The organism is Luteimonas sp. TWI382 (genome assembly GCF_039674545.1).
GTDB lineage: Bacteria > Pseudomonadota > Gammaproteobacteria > Xanthomonadales > Xanthomonadaceae > Luteimonas.
Genome location: NZ_JBDJNS010000034.1, coordinates 1 through 17216 on the forward strand (window position 1 = coordinate 1; position 17216 = coordinate 17216).

Sequence of the window (17216 nt, forward strand, 5' to 3'; positions counted from 1 at the left end):
GGTGAGGTACGGAGTCGCACCTCGTCATGCCGCGTCAGCGGCGCAATGGCCTCGCAAGGTCGTATTTTAGGCCGCCCGTCTCGCGCCTCTGCGCGACAGTTTGTCGCACCTGCCAAGCGGTGAAGCGCGCGTTCATGACGCGGCGTGCATGCCTGCACTGCGTGCGCGGCAGCTGCATGCACTTGGGAAGGCGCTTCTCCGTGACGAGCTCGTGCCCCGCCCGGCGCACTGGGTGCGCCGACCGTCCCGCACCTGCGGGAGCGGTGATCGCCCAGCGATCAACCGCTCCAAATGAGACCGTCGTCAATGCGTGCGTGCACGCCTTTTCCCAAAACCAGCCTCGCCCGCCAGATCGTTGTAGGATCCCTGAACGCCTCACGCCGAAGGGATTTCTGCGATGAACGCGGATTCGAAGAGGATCTACACGTATCGGACGCTCAAGCGCGCACTGCGCGCTGGCCGATACGCACCGGGCGAACACCTGGACGTGGCGGCACTGGCGGACGAATACGGCGTCAGCGGCGTTCCGATCCGTGCGGCGCTACAGCGGTTGCTGGGCGAAGGGCTGATCGAGGACCACCAACGGGAAGGCATGCACGTACCGCTGCTCGATGAGTCGGAGCTACGGCAGCGCTATGAGTGGATGCAACGGCTGACGATGATGGCCTGCGACATGCACGTGCGCCCCACCGCGCCGGCCCCATCGGCGCCCGCGCCGGACAGCACGAACATCGCCACCCAGACCTGGGCGCTGTTCGACAGCATCGCCGAGGCCATCGACCTGAAGGACATGCGCGCGGCGATCCGGCTGACGAACGATCGGCTGGCGCCCATCCGGCATGCCAAGATCGACCTGCTGCCCAACGCCGAGGCCGACCTCGCCGAACTGTGTCGCCTCTGGCAGCAGCGCGACCTGGCAAGCCTCAAGGCCGAGATGCACATCTACTTCGAACGCCGCAAGTTACTGGCCTCACGGATCGTGAAGACCCTGCGGGCGCGGCGTGCACTGCGGTAGCAGCGCCGTCGGCGTCATCCAAGCATGGCCAGGACGAGCCGCCGTCATACCGTGTCGCGATCAACCTGTTTTTCAGATACCGTGTACATCTGTATCACCGGAACATCGAAATGTCAGGCAAGTCGATCCACAAGCCCGAGTACCAGCGCCTGCTGGCGCTGCTGATCGAGATGCGCAACACCGCCGGCCTCACGCAGACCCAACTGGCCGGCCTGCTGGCACGGCCGCAGTCCTACGTCAGCGACGTCGAGCGCGGCACGCGCCGGCTCGACCTGCTGCAACTGCATGCCTACTGCCAGGCCTGCGACCAGACGCTGACGCACGTCGTCCGGCGCTTTGAGAACGCGATGACCGCGCCGCCGCCATCCGGCCCAGGGCAGAGCCGCAGGCTGTCGTAAGGCGAGGCCGGGCGGCCGCGCATGCGGCCGTAGCGCGGCGCACCGAACGCAACGGAATGGGTGTTGCGCGACCGCGGTCACAGATCGCCCCGGCGCGTCGCGGTAGTTGTTCCACGCAGGAGGCAGTTTTCAAGTCGAAACGGAGGTCTGCGATGAACACACCGCCCAAGTACGTGCTTGTTTGCGACGGCATCCAAGGCGGCCTGCGGGAAGGCCGCTTCCTGCCTGGCGAGCACCTCAAGATGCTCGCGCTGGCGCGCGCATTCCAGACCAGCACCATGCCTGTTCAATACGCGTTACACGGGCTGTCGGGGGCTGGCCTGGTCGATTGGACTCCCGGCCGCGGCTTCTACGTGCCGATGCTTGACCAGTTCCACCTGGGCGCACGCTACCGCTGGCTGGGCAGTCTTCTGCGCGATGTCATCGACCGAGGCAACGCGGCGCATACGTTCACGGCACTGCCCGCCGTGCCAGACCCCCAGGACACACCGAACGCGACCTGGCGGCTGTTCGATGCGATCGCCGACCTCACCGACAACGACGAGCGGCGCGCACCGCTCAAGCAGGCAAACGACCAGCTCGCGCCGGTGCGGCACGCCAAGCAAGCGCTGCTGAACGACGCACACGACGAACTGGCCGCGCTGTACGCCTGCTGGGCGGCGCGCGATCTCACGTCGCTCAAGGCCGGCCTGCGCGATTACCACCGTCGCCGCGTGGTAATGGCGCCGAAGATCGTCTCGCATCTGCGCCAGAAGCTGGCGGCCTTGCACTGACTGACTGCGGCATCGCACCGGTCCAACACGCCGGCATTCGCGACCGCGGTCACAGACCCGAAATGATCACCACGTGATCAACAGAAATCATTTGAGAATCAACGCATTCGGCTCCTAGCTTGGTGCTGCCATGGATGTCCATGGCATGGCAAAGGAGCAAATCATGAACAGCAATGACAACACCCGCACCCAGGTGCAGGACGACGTGATCGAGCTCGGCGTTGCGAGCGTCGAGACGCAGGGCATGGCAGGCATCACCGAGAACTTCGGTGTCCTGCCGCAGGAAGGCATCTCCGACGCGTGACCGGACGGAGGCGCGCCGAAAGGCGCGCCTCTTCTGGTGCAGAGCCATGACCCGCCTCGTTCTCCATCGCGATGTTTCCTATTGCAGTGTCGATGGGCAATTGATCTTTCTCGACACCCGCACCGATCGCTACTTCCGTCTCTCGGACGAGCTGGAAGCTGCATTCCGCCGACACATCGACGGGCGTCCCGCTACGCACGATCACCTGGCCCGGTTGGTCGAACGCGGCGTGCTGACGCCGGAATCGCCAGCACAAAGTCAGCCGCCATCTCTCTCTATCCCCGTCCCAACCTGCAGTGCGCTCGAACGCATCGCGGAGCACCGGCACGGGCTGCCCCTGCCACTCGCGAAGACTGCAGCGCTCGTCGGCCTGACCCAACTCCAGCTCAAGACCATGTCGCTCCAACGAGTCCTCACGCGGCTCGCCGCTGCGCGAGCGCGTCTGGGGCAAAGTGCGCCGGTCTATGCGGACGAGCGCAGCCGCACGCTTGAAGCCGTCTCGGGGTTCGCGAGCGCACGTCGCTTCGTGCCCATTGCCACATGTTGCCTGCTCGATTCGGTCGCCCTGCTGAAGTTCCTGACCATGCGGCGCATTCACGCCCATCTGGTATTCGGCGTGATGGCCGAACCATTTGCGGCGCATTGCTGGATCCAACGTGGCGAAGAAATCCTCAACGACACGCTCGGGCACGCCACGGCCCACACGCCGATCCGGGTGATCTGATGCAGGGCGCCTACCTCGCCGTTTACGGAGACGCCGCTACGCAGGCCGTCGCGCTGCCCCATCTGCGGGAGTACTTCGCCGCCCCCGGCTTCGCTCTCTACGGCACGCCCGACCTCAAGGTCTGCCGCATCGGCGGCGACGCCTGCCTCATCGGCGAGGTGTTCGATCGCGACGGCAAGCCCGTGGACCCCACCTCGCTGGCGATTCACCACAAGCCCGAGCAACTCCGGGAGCACCTGCTGCAACAGCTTTGGGGGTGTTACCTGCTCTTGCAGGTGGACGGCGCGCAGATGATCGCCACCCTCTCGCCCGCCGCCGCTGGAAACGTGCCATGTGTCTACAGTGGCAACAACCGCCGGGGCTTCCTCACCTCGGATATCAGCCTGGCGATCGAGGCCGGGTGCTACGAACGTCGCGTCGATTGGGAGGCGCTCGGCCACCGCCTGCTCTACCCGGGCATCAAGCCGCAGAGCACCGCACTCTCAGGCTTGAAGGAGCTGCTTCCTGGGACATCCCGAAACGTCGAGTCCTCAGGCGTCTCCGTACGCCAAGCCTGGTCGCCGTGGAACTTCGTGGGGCCGAGTGCGCGGCACGCCACGGCGGATGAGGCAGCGCAATCGGTGCGCCAAGCGGTCGAGTACGCGGTCCGGGCATTGGCCACGACCGATGGATCGACACTTCTGGAGCTGTCCGGCGGGCTGGACTCATCGATCGTCGGCGCCTGCCTCGTGGGCGCGCCATGCGAGGTCGTGTGCGTCAACCTGCTCACACCGGTGCCGGGCGTGGACGAGCGGCATTACGCCGAACAAGTCGCGCGGGCCCTGGGGACGCCGCTTCATGTCGAACCCTTACCCTTCGAGCGTGCGCGCCTGGCGTTCCAGCCGTCGCCTGCGTCCGTTTCGCCTGGGATGGGACCGCTCCAGCATGCCATCGACGGCATCATGAGCGAAGCGGCCGACCGGCACGGCGTGCGGAGCTATGTCTCCGGCGGTGGCGGCGACTCGGTGTTCTGCTATCTGCGCACGGCTGCGCCTGCAGTCGATGCCTTCAAGGTTTCGGGGCTCGGGGCGGCGCTCGCGACGGTCGGTGACCTCTCTCGCATGCACCAATGCACGTTCTGGAAGGCAGCCCGGCTGACGCTGTCCAAGTTGCGGCGCACGCCTGGCCCGCCGCACCGTGCGAACACGACCTTTCTCGATTCGAGCCTCGGCGACATCCCGCCATTCGCGCACCCGTGGTTCTCGGCACCCGACGGTGCCCTACCCGGGGACCGAGAACGCATCATCGACCTGGCAGGCAACCAGCTGTTTCAGGGGCAGGCCGCCCGTGCCCAGACGCGCCCCTTCCGATTTCCGCTGCTGTCCCAACCTGTCATGGAGGCGTGCCTGCGTGCGCCGACTTGGATGTGGATCGCCGGCGGACAGAACCGCGCTGTCGCCAGAGCGGCGTTCTCCCACAAGCTGCCGGCGGAGGTGCTGCATCGCCAGAGCAAGGCGACCTATATCGGCTACCTCGGCGCGGTATACCAGCAGCGCAAGCACGAGATCGGCACCTTCCTGCTCGAAGGGCGGCTTGCGGAACGCGGCTTGCTCGACGCAGCGTCGATCCGGACCTTCCTTCGCAGCCCCCTGCCCGCGCGCGACCAGACCTTCCTCCGCCTGTTCGAGCTGTGCATGATCGAAAACTGGGCACGGCACCAACCCTAGCGGGACGCGGTCGGCGTGGGCAGGCGCTCGCGCATGCGGCGCCAATGCGCGTACTGGGCCGCCTTGTCCGGCGCCGTGTCCTCGCGGCCCAGCAGCCAGAAGCGGAACCAATCCAGATTGCGCGTGTACACGGCCAGCTTGTGCCGGGGCTGGACCTTGTTGTGCGCCGCGTGGGGAAAGACATACACGTCCGCCCGATCGGCCCGCATCAGCGGAATCGCATAGTCCAGGCCATGCATGTATTCCTGTTCCGGCAGTTGCATGAGGATGGGCGCAGCGATCTTGTCCAGGTTCGAGGCCGGGGAAATGCGTTGCCACTGCTCCGGCGTCGCATCGGGCGCACCCAACTGCCAGTTGCTCTGCAGCAGCGACAGGAAGTCCTCCCCCAGATTGCTGCCCAGCAGGTAGTACATCTGCGAGGTGGTCGGCGAGGCCAACGAGGCGGCCGAAATCAACGACGAATGCATCAGCGTCCACATCGTGACCTCGCTGCCGAAGCTCAGCCCGCCCATCCCGACGCGAGCCGGGTCGATGCGACCATCGGCCGCTAGCAGCGCGATGGCGCTTTCCACTGCCGACAGCCCCACCCCGTAGCGCTCCGCAGCATCGCTGGAGAACGACGGGGCGTTGATGCACAGCGTCGAGATGCCATGCGCCGCCAAGCTTGCCAGCGGCCACTCGTCGCCGGACCCGCCCCGCACGAAGCCCATGCACCGGTAGTAGGTGATGAACAGCGGTGGCGGGACGCCATCCACCCGCGGCGCCGCGTACAGCTGTCCGGTGAACGTGCGCCCGTCGGCGTCGGTCCAACGCAGCAGTTGTGTATCGAGCGTGGCCAAAGCCTGCGCCAGCGCGGCATTCGGATCGAACAGGACCACTCGCGCGCCCGTCTGCAGATCGACCCGTTCCAGCCGCGGCGGCCGGCTGGCCTCCGCCGGCACGCAGGCCAGCGCATCGCGCGTCACGCCACATGCCCCAGGCGCCCACCGCCCCTCACCCGCCAACATGCCGGTGCTGGCGATGACCGGCTGCACCTCGCCCGTCGCGATGTTCCAGCGATAGATCGATTGCGCAAAGCCAGCTTCGTACCGAGTCACGGTGAACAGCAGCTCGTCGCTGCCCGGCCGCCATTGCACACCGCTGATCTCTTGCCCCATGCATGCAGGCGCGGTGCACCGCTCCAGATGGCCGGCACCCCCGCCATGGGCGACATACAGTGCGATCTCCCGATGCGCGCTGCGCTCGCCGGTCCGCGTCAGCACGGCGACGCGATGCCCGCCTGGCTCGCGCTCGACCTGCCACACATGCGGCAGCGACGCGACCACATCGGGCAGCGCCGCCGATGGCGCGCTCTCGGGCCCGGCAACATCCCTGCTCGATCCTGTTTCCAGATCCAACGACCGCCACCGCACCGCCGTACCGGCCAGCGGCACGCGGTTGAAGATCTGTCCCAGGCGCTGCGTGGCGAGCCGTCCTTCTGTCAGGCCGGAGCGGAACAACGGCTGTCCCAGCGGTGCACTGCGGTCGAGCCGAATGCCTTGTTCGTATTCCCGTTGCTCGGCAAGCAGCACGGCCTCGCGCGAGGGGCCGACGCTGTAGCGCAACGAGCGGCCATCCGGATGCAGCATGAATGCCTGCACGTCTGCCGGATCGCCCGTCATCGCACGGGCGCCGGTGCCGTCGGCAGCGGCCCGCCAGACATCCACCCGACTCTCGAGGTGGGCCCGGTAGTAGAGCCACCTGCTGTCCGGCGACCACGCGGCCTGTGCAGGCACCGGAATGCCGGCCGAATCGAGCAAGGGCACGCCGCCATCGGCGACCCGACGCGGCGGCGAACCGCCATCCATGGCCTGGACGTACCAGACCGTGTCGTAGGTGTTGCGCTCGATGGAGGCACGCGACACCCGGAACGCGACCGAGCGCCCATCCGGCGACACCACCGGACTGCTGAAGTCCGCGATCTCCACCAACTGCCGCGGCGACGTGGCCCATGCCGTCAGCGGCAGCACCAGCACGCCGAGTGCCAGACCCAGCCCCCACGTATCCAACCTCCACCCAAGGCCTTGCTTTGGGGCCATGCATTGCGCTCCTTTGGTTCGCGACATCGCTGTGTGCTTGCGGCGCTACCAGCGCTTGGACACCGAGAAGGCGGCGAATCGACCGATCGCCGAATAGTTCGTCGAGTCGTACGGCGCGAACGACGGCGAGCCCGCTGCGTACAGCGGCGGCGCGCGATCCAGCGCGTTCTGCAGCGACAGCTCCAGCGCAACATCCGAGAACGGCCCGCGCCCGGGGCCGGTGTCGTAGCGCACCGTGGCATCGAATGTGGTGAACGAAGCGCCGTGCTCACCATCCGTCGGGTTGCGCACGCCGCTGCGGTAGTTGCCGAACAGCGAGGCGGAGAGGCCGCCGTCATGCCACACCGCGCCCGCCCGCACATTGCGCTTGGCCGGGTAAAACAACTGCCCGGCCAGATCCGTCGCCGGCTGCCCCGCCGCCACCTGCCGCGTACTGTCCAACCACGTCGCAGCGCCGCGGACCGTGAGCCGGCCACGCGCCAAGTCGAAGCGGTAACTGCCCGAGAGATCCGCCCCGCGCACGCGTTCGCGAGCACTGTTGATGTAGAGATTGGGCACTACCACCGCCAACCGCCCTGCATCGAGCGGTGCGCCGGTCGCATTGGTGAAGCGGAACGTGCGCAACAGCTCGTCCAGCGCGGCAGACGTGGGCGGCGCCTGCAGGAAGGCCGCGTACGCCGGGTTGGAGAGTGCTTGTGCAGGTACGAGCGGCTGCAGCACGCGATCGGTGTAGTCGATGTCGAACCAAGTGACCTCGGCCTCGAGGCCTGGCAGCGCCAACGGGTGGAACGCGACCGAGGTGCTCCACGTCCGTGCCCGCTCCGGGCTGAGGTCGGGGTTCCCGCCGACGAGATACAGCGCAGTGGCGCCCGGCGCGAACTGCGTGCCGCCCAGGGCGATGGCGGGAAACAGAATCGCATCGCGGCCCATGAACTGCTGCGACAACGTCGGCACCTTGAACGACTTGCCCCACGACGCCTTGAACGTGATGTCAGGCGAGGGCCCGTAGACCAGCCCCAGCTTCGGCGTGGTCACGCCACCGTAGCGGTCGTAATCCTCGCCGCGCACGGCGCCGGTCAGCGACAAGCGGTGCACACCGCGCACGGCCTGCTCAGGCCCCACCAACGGCACGTCGGCCTCCGCATAGGCGTAGCGGCTGCGTACGTTGCCATCCACCTGGACGTAGCCACTGACCAGGTTGCGGCTCTCGAAGCCGTTGCGCCGCTCGCCCACGCCCACCGCAAGCCGGGCCTCGCCTCCGGGCAACGGCAGTACGGGCCCTTCCGCGCCCACCTCGTAGCTGCGGCTGGTGTTTCGGTAGGCCGTGCGGGTTGCCGAGACTACCCCGGCGCCGGGCATGACGACGGAATTCGCCGCATCGGTCCGTTCCCGCCCGTGGGTGGCGCCAAGCGTTAGCGTCCAGCCACCGGGCAGGAACACATCGGCACTGGGCGAGACCAACGATGCCCGGGTCTCCGGCGTGCTGCGCTCGTAGTTGCTCGCATAGCCGGACTCAGTGGTGATGGCCCGCTCCGAGGCCAAGGCGTCCAGGCGCAATTCGCCGATGGCGCCCAGCGCCTGATGCGCACTGAGGACCCCACTGCGCAGTTCGCCCGCCTGGTACAGCGTGGACGGCGCATACATAGCGCGCGCATACGGCCGCTGGCTCGCATGGATGGGATCGTTGTCGCTGCGCTTCCAGGTGGCGACCAGGCCGCCGGTCTCCCAGGTGGTTCCGGCGGTGGCCGTGTACTCGCGGGTCGCAAGGCCGCCCTGCGTGGCGGCCCCGTAGCGCGCACCAACGGCCGTGCCATCGAAATCACGGCGCAATACCACGTTCGCCACGCCGCCCACGGCATCGGAGCCGTAGATCGCGGAAGCACCATCGGCCACGATGTCGAGCCGCTCCACGGCCTCCACCGGGATCGCGCTGATATCGACCATCTGCACGAAGCCGCCGTACGACAGCCGCCGGCCATTGAGCAGTGTGAGCGACGCATCCTGCCCCAGGCCACGCAGGTTCAATCCAGAGCCGCCCGTGATGTTCTGGTTGCCCTGCCCGCCTCCGGTGGCACCGGGCGCCACAGCAGGCCCCTGCCCACCCCCAAAGTTCTGCGGCACGCTGCGGATGACCTCGCCCAGGTCGCGGAAGCCCTCTTCCTGGATCCGTTCCGCACCGAACGCGATCACCGGCGAAGGCGTGGTGCCGCCGCGGATGCGGGTGCCGGTGACCTGGACGATGTCGAGCTGGGTGGCGGCGGTCTCAGCCTCACGGGTGTCCGCGGGTGGATCGGGCTCACGCGCCGCATCGGTCTCCTGTGCGGCACCGACCAGGGGCAGCAACGCGATGACGGCGGCGGCGAGTGCATTCGCGGCCAGCCGGCGCGAGCTCGGCCATTCGGATGGCCATGCCAGGGCCCCAGGTGCCTGAACCGCCGCCTGGCCGGTTGCTGGACTGACGAAACGGATTACGCGCGTCGCAGGCGCCGAGACGGCGGAGCGACACCTTTCCAGCGGCAAACCACGCACAACAGCCGACGCGTTCGACATGCGATGTCTCCATTGAGTGAGGCGGCCGGCCGTGGCGATAAGAGACGCAACAGCGTCGTCGCGCGGGGCGGCACACGGCCCGTGGCCTGGGGCTGAGCATATCTAGTTTTCGGATATATGGAAAGCAGATTTAGGGTAGGCCTGGCCTTCAACCCAAGGAGCCTGCAATGACAAGCAAGTCGATCTACAAGCCCGAGTACCAGATCCTGGTGGGTCTGCTGAAGGAGAGCCGAAAGAAGATCAGCGGCATGACCCAGGCCAGGCTGGCCGAGGAACTGAACCGGCCGCAGTCGTACGTCAGCAATGTCGAGCGTGGCCGCCGACGGCTGGATGTACTGGAGCTACGCGCACACTGCAAGGCCTGCGGCCAGAGCCTGTCCGGCTTCATCAGGAAGTTCGAAGCCGCAGTGGCCAAGACCCTCCACTGATCCGAGCCATCGAGGCCGGCACCGCACGGTGCCGGCCTTCATTTCTGCCGGCCCAACGCTTAAGGGCCGGCGGGTTACGCAAGTGGACGCGCTGGCAGGGGCGATCGAGAGCACACCCACACTTCAGCGATCCGCGCTTGGCGCATGCGGGCGCGGCTTCTTCAGACCGCGCTATGCGTAAAGCAGCAACCACGTGTGCGATCTGGACGGGATGCTGGAATGAGAGCAACCGCCGCAGATCCTCTGCGAAGGACTCCGCGGCCGGCGCCAAGCGCGAAGCCGCCAAGCAGCAAAGCATCTGCAATTGCAGAAATCCCTGGCGCCACAACCAGAAAAATCTGACAGGACCCTGCGGCGCCCACCGACGCCCAAGTCAAGCTGGAACCCGCATCCTAACCTCCGTCAGCAACGCGCGATCCTTGCCTTCGGGCCAGTCGCCAGACGCGCGGGCCGGGGCAAGGAGCACCCCGGCTGCTGGCGCCTTTAGCGGAGGTGGCCATGCCATGGACGACAACCACAATGCCTGGGCGGTCCCCTCTTTCGTACGACACCGCCGAGACCGACGGAACGCGCTATCCTCGTTCGAGGGGAGGCGCTGATGGCGTTCTGGTGGGTCAATCACAAGCAGACACGCGATCTTGAGGTTCGCGGGGGCTGCCTCTGGTCGCCCTTCCGAAACAAGAACGGCGCGTTCAACCAAACCTACGAGAACATGACACTCGTGCGCCCCGGCGACCTGGTGTTCTCATACGCCGATGGTCAGATCGGCGCCATTGGTCAAGTGACCGAAGCCGCGTCCGCCAGCCCCAAGCCGACCGAGTTCGGAGATGTCGGGGCCTCTTGGGGCAATGAAGGCTGGCTGGTCAGCGTGTACTTCACGCCAGTGCCCAAGCCGCTCCGCACCAAGACGCATGCGGCGACCATCGCACCGCTGTTGCCTGCGCAGCACTCTCCCATCCACAGCAACGGCCACAGCAACTCAAGCTGCTATCTCGCAAGCATCTCGGATGCGCTGGGCCACAAGCTGCTCGACCTTCTGGGGATCGAAGCGACACCCGTGTTTGCGTCGCGTTACACAATCTAAGATCCACGACCCGATGCTCCATCGCTCGATGACCAATCGGATCGAACACGATCCTGCATTTCGACATCCACCGCCTGCAAATCACTAAGGCCCGCAATAGGCCAATGCCTGTTCCGCAAGCGCGTCCTATTGGAAGATCATGAATGCAAAGTGAGCGGTATCGAGCACGAGCGTCTGCTGATTGCCAGCCACATCAAACCCTGGCGCGATTCCACGCATCCAGAGCGCCTCGATGGCGCAAACGGGATCATGCTCTCCCCGCGTGTCGATGCACTCTTCGACAAGCACCTTCTAACCTTCGAGGACGGTGGGCAGATTCGGGTGCATACGACATCTGTCGGGAGGACGTACCAAACCGCTGGTCTATCCAACCCAGATCGTCACGTCGAGCGCTTTGGGCCTGAGCACTCGGCCCCGTCGCACCATCGCAGGTGCTTCGCTAAGCGGCCTTCCTCATTGCTCACCTATCATACTAATCAACCCCTAAATCTCCACATTCGAAGAAGGCGACAGCAGGCTGCAACCGCACTCCGATCAGAGACCACCTTAAAAAAAGAGGGGAATTTAAATGCCTCAAGATATAGAAAAAGAAGAAAGCACCAAAGGCCCGAAAAGCATCAGCAATCTATTTTCTGGCAGCTTAAGTTTAACTGTCCTTCTGACCGGCATCCTCTATGTGCAGGGCCGGATGTACCACAGTGGCTATCTTTCAGCCCTAGGACTCGCCGAGTCTCAATTTCCAATAGACACACCACAGGCACTGTTTATCTCATTGCACGGATGGATTTCAGGTTCTATAAAAGTATTCGACTCTTTCGACAGCGCATTCTTATTAGATCTCGCCAGAACTGGCGTCTTCACACTGGCTGCTTTCGTAATTGGAATTAGCCTTATATTTCTTACTCAACGAATCCTAACCCCAGAAAGAACGGCAAAAATTAGCTCTTGGAGAGATCTATTCGGCAGGCGACGTATCTTAGCAATCTATCTATCCACGATACCTGCGACCATCCTCAGCCTTTTAATTATTCCAGCTTTAATGATGATTGGCTCTTTTATCATAATGCTCACATTCATGATCCTGTGCACACCATTCTTTAGCTTAGGCCAGGAGATGGCTAGAGACGCCTGCAACGGAAAGCGAAGCACTGTGGGTATCGCAAAGATCACTGGGTCAACGTCACCGCTTATTATGCTCGAATGCGGCACTCAGTTTTGTGCACTGATTAAAGAGGACGGACAATTAGTAGTGATATCCACTGAATTGATCGAGCGCACAGACTTCCTACCCGTTCGCGAAGCTGGACCTAACGACTCCATTCTGCCGAGGTGCCGAGTACAAGCGTCAGGATGATTGACCAAAAGCTCTGTTGCTTGGCTTAATAGAGCGCGCACCAAGCACGATCTACATGGTTGCCATGTATTTCTGCTAATTACTAAGAGCTTGGCCATTTAGCATTTGCGGCCAGAACGCAGTGTTCAACTATATCCTCAAGCCTAATTAATGTGCGCCTCAAGTCATGCACGCTAACCTGGCCACCGATATCGGACGGCAATACATGGCCGTGGGCAATTTCGTTTCTTCTGTCGGCTAGAGTATTAAGTTCCTGTCTATGAACAGGGGATGGAAAAGAAAACCCATCTAACGAAAATATCCGCCAAATCAGGTCCAAATGTTCAGGCCTTAGCGTCCGCCCATCGTGAGGACGCGCCTGCACCCTAAGATCAGAAGTTGAGGTCACCGACTCGAAGAAATCGGCCACCCTCTCCCATCTCTTTAACTTTTTTGCAGAGCTTAAGCCACTCAAGCTGTCGAAATAGAATATACCGGCAGCAGATATATTTCGCCTCCTAACACTGAGTGACGCTTTTGAAAATCGATAGCAGAGCTCATCTAGATAAGCTCTCCAGAATCCCTCAAAAGCCGATGCAAACCAAACAAACATAAGCCCCTTATCTGACTTAGCGCCTTCTCTATGATTTGAAGCTAGCCCCAGAGAATCAGTTCTATAGAGATGGTTTCTAATGAGCTGGGCTTCCGAGGCGAACGATCCATGTCCAAAGGGCATAACTACCCCTTCAGAATCGGATCTGCCCCAGTCAGGAGCTCGATGGCACGACTTACTCGGCCGTTAAGTGCTGCACGAGTGTTCGTGCCCTTAGTGCTGTACTTCAACAGCTCGGCATCTTTCAACCAGCCAACCTTGGGAGAAAACTTCTTTTTCGCTCTATGCACACGAAGCGCACCTACAAATACAGCTTCCGCCAAATTGAGTGGCGTCACACTGTAGTTATCCTTAAGTATCGGCCCTGGCTGCACCTTACTTAGCTTTCGAACTACATTGTCGAATTCCGATTTTATCTTTGCAACCTTCTCGACAGACTGATGATGCCTTGCATACTCATTAAGAAAATAAGTCACACGACCATCAAATTCTTCTTGAGCGTCCGAATAGGCAAACATCTTCAGAACAAACTCTTCCAGCGTGCCATCGTCTTTTCGCCCCTTCTGGAGCTTTATCATTGAATTCAGATGGCTGTTTGATGCAGCACTTTCTAAAAACGCAGACAGAGCCCCTTGGTAAACGCAGGCACGAATCTCCTGAGAGGAGAGCGCGATTCCTCCAGTATTCAAACGTTCGAATGTGTCAAATCTGACACCGAGATCAGACTTGTCACTGAGTGCGGTTACGCGCAGAGCCCTCTTATAAAAATGCAGCCTAACTGGCTCGGGCAAACCATCAAATGGAATTCCGTTGAAATGGCTCAGCTTCTCGAGCCCCTTTAGCACAAGGGGTTTTTCTTTATTAATTGAACTACTTAGCTTCTCTACACTTCCGGCGAAATGGACGAGAGATGAGACTCGCTGTAGCCCGTCAACTAACTCCCAAGTTCCATCTCTATTTGTAGCCATGAAGATGGTGGGTATGGGAAGCCCCAAAAGCACAGACTCAACCAATCTTGATTCACGCTCTTCGTCCCACCTAAACTTACGCTGATACTCGGGCGCTCGGTCAATCTCTCCCGATTCGACCATTCTGACGAGCTCGCGGACAGTCACGTCGAAGTTGTCAACGTCAACCTTTCTACGCTGCGCCTCTAACTGACTCAACATTTCCGTGTCTTTGGCCATTAACTCACTCTTAGCTTCAATAAATAGAAGGGCGAGCTCGCGCCCCTAACACCAGGCCCAGCCTCAAACCCCAACCGGATTCGCCTTCTCCGGATCGATCTTATACAGCTTGATCGCCCTCGCTACATCCTTGCCGGTCATCTTGCCGTCCTTCGCCAGCGCGTCGATCGCCGCCTGGGCGATGTAGTAGCGGTCCACTTCGAAGTGGCGGCGGAGGTTGGCGCGGGTGTCGGAGCGGCCGAAGCCGTCGGTGCCCAGCACGGTGTAGGTGTGCGGCACGAAGGCGCGGATCTGGTCGGCGAAGGCGCGCACGTAGTCGGTCGCGGCGATCACCGGGCCTTGGCGGGCTTCGAGCTGCTCGGTCACGTAGGGCTTGCGACGGGTCTTGGCTTCGGGGTTGAAGCGGTTCCAGCGCTCGGCGTCGAAGCCGTCGCGGCGCAGCTCGGTGAAGCTGGGGCAGGACCAGATGTCGGCGGTTACGCCGAAGTCCTTGTCCAGCAGTTCGGCGGCGGCGATGACTTCGCGCAGGATGGTGCCCGAGCCCAGGAGTTGGACGTGGGGGAGGTTGGAGGCTTTCTTTTTGCCCCCACCCGAAGCGGCGGGGCCGCTTCGACCTCCCCCGCTGGCGGGGGAGGTGGCCGACGCGCCCGCGGCGGTGGCAGCCGTGCTGGAGAGCAGGTACATGCCCTTGATGATGCCCTCGGCGGCCTCGGGGGTGACGGCCGGGTGCGGGTAATTCTCATTCATCAGGGTGATGTAGAAGTACTCGTCCTGCTGTTCGTCGAGCATGCGCTGCATGCCGTACTGCAGGATCACTGCCACCTCACCGGCGAAGGTGGGGTCGTAGCTGCGGCAGTTGGGAATGGCGCCCGAGAGCAGGTGGCTGTGGCCGTCTTCGTGCTGCAGGCCTTCGCCGTTGAGCGTGGTGCGCCCCGCTGTGGCGCCCAGCAGGAAGCCGCGGGCGCGCATGTCGGCCGCCTGCCAGGCGGCGTCGCCGATGCGCTGGAAGCCGAACATCGAGTAGTAGATGTAGAACGGCAGCATCGGCAGGTCGTTGGTGCTGTAGCTGGTGGCCGCGGCCATCCAGCTGGCGAACGCGCCGGCTTCGGTGATGCCCTCTTCCAGCACCTGGCCGGCCGCGTCTTCGCGGTAGTACATCAGCTGGTCGCGGTCCACGGGCTTGTACTTCTGGCCCTGCGGGGCGTAGATGCCCAGCTGGCGGAACAGGCCTTCCATGCCGAAGGTGCGGGCTTCGTCGGCGACGATCGGCACCACGCGCGGGCCCACCTGCTTGTCGCGCAGGATCACCGAAAGCGACTGCACGAAGGCCATCGTGGTGCTGATCTCGCGTTCGCCGGTGTCCTGCATCAGGCGGTCGAACACCTTGAGCTCGGGCGCCTTGAGGCTTTCGGTGCTCTTGCGGCGGCGCTGGGGCAAAAAGCCGCCCAGCTTTTCGCGGCGCTCGAGCAGGTACTGCACTTCCTCCGAGTCCTTGCCGGGGTGGAAGAACGGGATGTCGCCGTCCTTGAGTGCGGCGTCGGAGACCGGGATCTTGAAGCGGTCGCGGAACGTGCGCACCGCGTCGTCGTCGAGCTTCTTGGTGTTGTGGGTCGGGTTGAGCGCCTCGCCGGCGCTGCCCAGGCCATAGCCCTTGACGGTCTTGGCCAGGATCACCGTGGGCTGGCCCTTGGTGTCCATCGCGTTCTGGTAGGCGGCGAAGACCTTGTGCGGGTCGTGGCCGCCGCGGTTGAGGCGCCAGATGTCGTCGTCGCTGAGGTTGGCGACGAGGTTGGCGGTCTCGGGGTACTTGCCGAAGAAGTGCTCACGCGTATACGCGCCACCGAAGGCCTTGCAGTTCTGGTACTCGCCGTCGACGGTCTCCATCATCAGCTTCTTGAGCATGCCGTCCTTATCCTTGGCCAGCAGCGGGTCCCAGTAGCTACCCCAGATCGTTTTGACGACATTCCAACCGGCGCCGCGGAACTGGCCTTCCAGCTCCTGGATGATCTTGCCGTTACCGCGCACCGGGCCGTCGAGGCGCTGCAGGTTGCAGTTGATCACGAACACCAGGTTGTCCAGGCCTTCGCGGCCGGCCACCGAGATCGCGCCCAGGCTCTCGGGCTCGTCGGTCTCGCCGTCGCCCAGGAAGCACCAGACCTTGCGGTCGGTGCGCGGCATCAGGCCGCGGGCTTCGAGGTACTTCCAGTTGCGGGCCTGGTAGATGGCCGCGATCGGGCCCAGACCCATCGAAACGGTCGGCAGCTGCCAGTAGTCGGGCATCAGCCAGGGGTGCGGGTAGGACGAGACGCCCTTGCCGTCGACTTCCATGCGGAAGTGGTCGATCTGCTCTTCGCTGATGCGGCCTTCCAGGAACGAGCGGGCGTAGATGCCCGGCGAGCTGTGGCCCTGGGTGCAGATCAGATCCCCGGGGTGATCGGCCGAAGGCGCGCGGAAGAAGTGGTTGAAGCCCACGTCGTAGAGCGTGGCGCTGGAGGCGAAGCTGGCCAGGTGGCCGCCCAGGTCGCCGGGCTTGCGGTTGGCGCGCACGACCATCGCCATCGCGTTCCAGCGGATGATCGAGCGGATGCGCCATTCCAGGTCGCTGTTGCCCGGCATCTTCGGCTCGAGGTGGGCCGGGATGGTGTTGACGTATTCCGTGGTCGGCGCGAACGGCAGGTGGGCGCCGGCGCGGCGGGTCAGCTCGACCATGTTCTCGAGCAGTTGGTGCGCGCGCTCGGGGCCGCCGACGTCGATGACCGCCTTGAGCGACTCGATCCACTCGCGGGTCTCGGTCGGATCGGGGTCGTTCTGCAGGACGTCGTTCAACCAGTTCATCAGATGTGCTCCAGCGCGGCGCGCGCGGCCGCGTGCAAGGGGTCGTTGTCGAACGGTCGATTCTAACAGGCGCGTTCTGCCGGGCGCGCCGGTCGTCGGGTGGGGGACAGCGCGTTCCAGCGGTGCACCTGGCCCGGTCCGGGCGGCCGGTCGGACGGGCGGCCGGGCCGCGCAGCCATTGCCCGATT

At 63.6% G+C, this 17216-nt stretch carries 13 protein-coding genes; 9 read left to right on the forward strand and 4 right to left on the reverse strand.

What is annotated here, in order from left to right; translation table 11 throughout:
* Positions 1–397 precede the first annotated feature (397 nt).
* The 6 genes from ABE505_RS15755 (at position 398) to ABE505_RS15780 (ending at position 4920) form a co-directional block, all read left to right on the forward strand.
* On the forward strand, positions 398–1015 hold the full coding sequence (locus tag ABE505_RS15755) for a GntR family transcriptional regulator (protein ID WP_346445500.1): 618 nt from the start codon (positions 398–400) through the stop codon (positions 1013–1015).
* A gap of 110 nt (positions 1016–1125) precedes the next feature.
* A complete protein-coding gene (locus ABE505_RS15760) occupies positions 1126–1413 on the forward strand; it encodes a helix-turn-helix transcriptional regulator (RefSeq protein ID WP_346445499.1) in 288 nt (95 codons plus the stop codon).
* A 152-nt stretch (positions 1414–1565) separates the two neighbouring features.
* Positions 1566–2186, forward strand: a complete 621-nt coding sequence (locus ABE505_RS15765) for a GntR family transcriptional regulator (protein ID WP_346445498.1) — start codon at positions 1566–1568, stop codon at positions 2184–2186.
* A 163-nt stretch (positions 2187–2349) separates the two neighbouring features.
* Positions 2350–2490, forward strand: coding sequence for a benenodin family lasso peptide (locus ABE505_RS15770; protein ID WP_346445497.1), 141 nt, complete (start codon positions 2350–2352; stop codon positions 2488–2490).
* A gap of 46 nt (positions 2491–2536) precedes the next feature.
* Complete coding sequence (locus ABE505_RS15775) at positions 2537–3214, forward strand: lasso peptide biosynthesis B2 protein (RefSeq protein ID WP_346445496.1); 678 nt, start codon at positions 2537–2539, stop codon at positions 3212–3214.
* Positions 3214–4920 carry an asparagine synthase-related protein gene (locus tag ABE505_RS15780; RefSeq protein ID WP_346445495.1) on the forward strand — a complete coding sequence of 569 codons (1707 nt, stop codon included), beginning with the start codon at positions 3214–3216 and terminating at the stop codon, positions 4918–4920. Before ABE505_RS15775 ends, ABE505_RS15780 begins: the two co-directional genes overlap by 1 nt.
* Here the strand turns inward: ABE505_RS15780 and ABE505_RS15785 are convergent.
* Together ABE505_RS15785 and ABE505_RS15790 are read right to left on the reverse strand one after the other, a co-directional pair.
* Positions 4917–6998 (reverse strand): Atxe2 family lasso peptide isopeptidase, encoded by a 2082-nt coding sequence (locus ABE505_RS15785; protein WP_346445494.1) that lies wholly within the window; start codon positions 6996–6998, stop codon positions 4917–4919. The two genes, ABE505_RS15780 and ABE505_RS15785, sit on opposite strands and share 4 nt — an antisense overlap.
* 45 nt (positions 6999–7043) lie before the next feature.
* Positions 7044–9341 (reverse strand): TonB-dependent receptor, encoded by a 2298-nt coding sequence (locus tag ABE505_RS15790; protein ID WP_346445493.1) that lies wholly within the window; start codon positions 9339–9341, stop codon positions 7044–7046.
* A 374-nt stretch (positions 9342–9715) separates the two neighbouring features.
* Between ABE505_RS15790 and ABE505_RS15795 the strand changes: the two genes are divergently transcribed.
* The 3 genes from ABE505_RS15795 (at position 9716) to ABE505_RS15805 (ending at position 12414) form a co-directional block, all read left to right on the forward strand.
* Entirely contained in the window at positions 9716–9976 is a 261-nt protein-coding gene (locus tag ABE505_RS15795) for a helix-turn-helix transcriptional regulator (protein WP_346445492.1), read from the forward strand.
* A gap of 598 nt (positions 9977–10574) precedes the next feature.
* Positions 10575–11060: a hypothetical protein gene (locus ABE505_RS15800; protein WP_346445491.1), complete on the forward strand. Its 486-nt coding sequence runs from the start codon at positions 10575–10577 to the stop codon at positions 11058–11060.
* 568 nt (positions 11061–11628) lie between these two features.
* A complete protein-coding gene (locus tag ABE505_RS15805) occupies positions 11629–12414 on the forward strand; it encodes a hypothetical protein (RefSeq protein ID WP_346445490.1) in 786 nt (261 codons plus the stop codon).
* 717 nt (positions 12415–13131) lie between these two features.
* Here ABE505_RS15805 and ABE505_RS15810 read toward each other — a convergent pair.
* Together ABE505_RS15810 and aceE are read right to left on the reverse strand one after the other, a co-directional pair.
* Complete coding sequence (locus ABE505_RS15810) at positions 13132–14193, reverse strand: DUF262 domain-containing protein (RefSeq protein WP_346445489.1); 1062 nt, start codon at positions 14191–14193, stop codon at positions 13132–13134.
* Positions 14194–14256: 63 nt separating this feature from the next.
* Positions 14257–17028, reverse strand: coding sequence for a pyruvate dehydrogenase (acetyl-transferring), homodimeric type (aceE, locus tag ABE505_RS15815; protein ID WP_346445488.1), 2772 nt, complete (start codon positions 17026–17028; stop codon positions 14257–14259).
* Between the last annotated feature and the right edge of the window lie 188 nt (positions 17029–17216).

Bases quoted from the DNA above. Each gene is read 5' to 3' on its own strand.
- ABE505_RS15755 (WP_346445500.1), top strand. From the start codon at position 398: ATGAACGCGGATTCGAAGAGGATCTACACGTATCGGACGCTCAAGCGC.
- ABE505_RS15760 (WP_346445499.1), top strand. From the start codon at position 1,126: ATGTCAGGCAAGTCGATCCACAAGCCCGAGTACCAGCGCCTGCTGGCG.
- ABE505_RS15765 (WP_346445498.1), top strand. From the start codon at position 1,566: ATGAACACACCGCCCAAGTACGTGCTTGTTTGCGACGGCATCCAAGGC.
- ABE505_RS15770 (WP_346445497.1), top strand. From the start codon at position 2,350: ATGAACAGCAATGACAACACCCGCACCCAGGTGCAGGACGACGTGATC.
- ABE505_RS15775 (WP_346445496.1), top strand. From the start codon at position 2,537: ATGACCCGCCTCGTTCTCCATCGCGATGTTTCCTATTGCAGTGTCGAT.
- ABE505_RS15780 (WP_346445495.1), top strand. From the start codon at position 3,214: ATGCAGGGCGCCTACCTCGCCGTTTACGGAGACGCCGCTACGCAGGCC.
- ABE505_RS15785 (WP_346445494.1), bottom strand. From the start codon at position 6,998: ATGGCCCCAAAGCAAGGCCTTGGGTGGAGGTTGGATACGTGGGGGCTG.
- ABE505_RS15795 (WP_346445492.1), top strand. From the start codon at position 9,716: ATGACAAGCAAGTCGATCTACAAGCCCGAGTACCAGATCCTGGTGGGT.
- ABE505_RS15800 (WP_346445491.1), top strand. From the start codon at position 10,575: ATGGCGTTCTGGTGGGTCAATCACAAGCAGACACGCGATCTTGAGGTT.
- ABE505_RS15805 (WP_346445490.1), top strand. From the start codon at position 11,629: ATGCCTCAAGATATAGAAAAAGAAGAAAGCACCAAAGGCCCGAAAAGC.
- ABE505_RS15810 (WP_346445489.1), bottom strand. From the start codon at position 14,193: ATGGCCAAAGACACGGAAATGTTGAGTCAGTTAGAGGCGCAGCGTAGA.
- aceE (WP_346445488.1), bottom strand. From the start codon at position 17,028: ATGAACTGGTTGAACGACGTCCTGCAGAACGACCCCGATCCGACCGAG.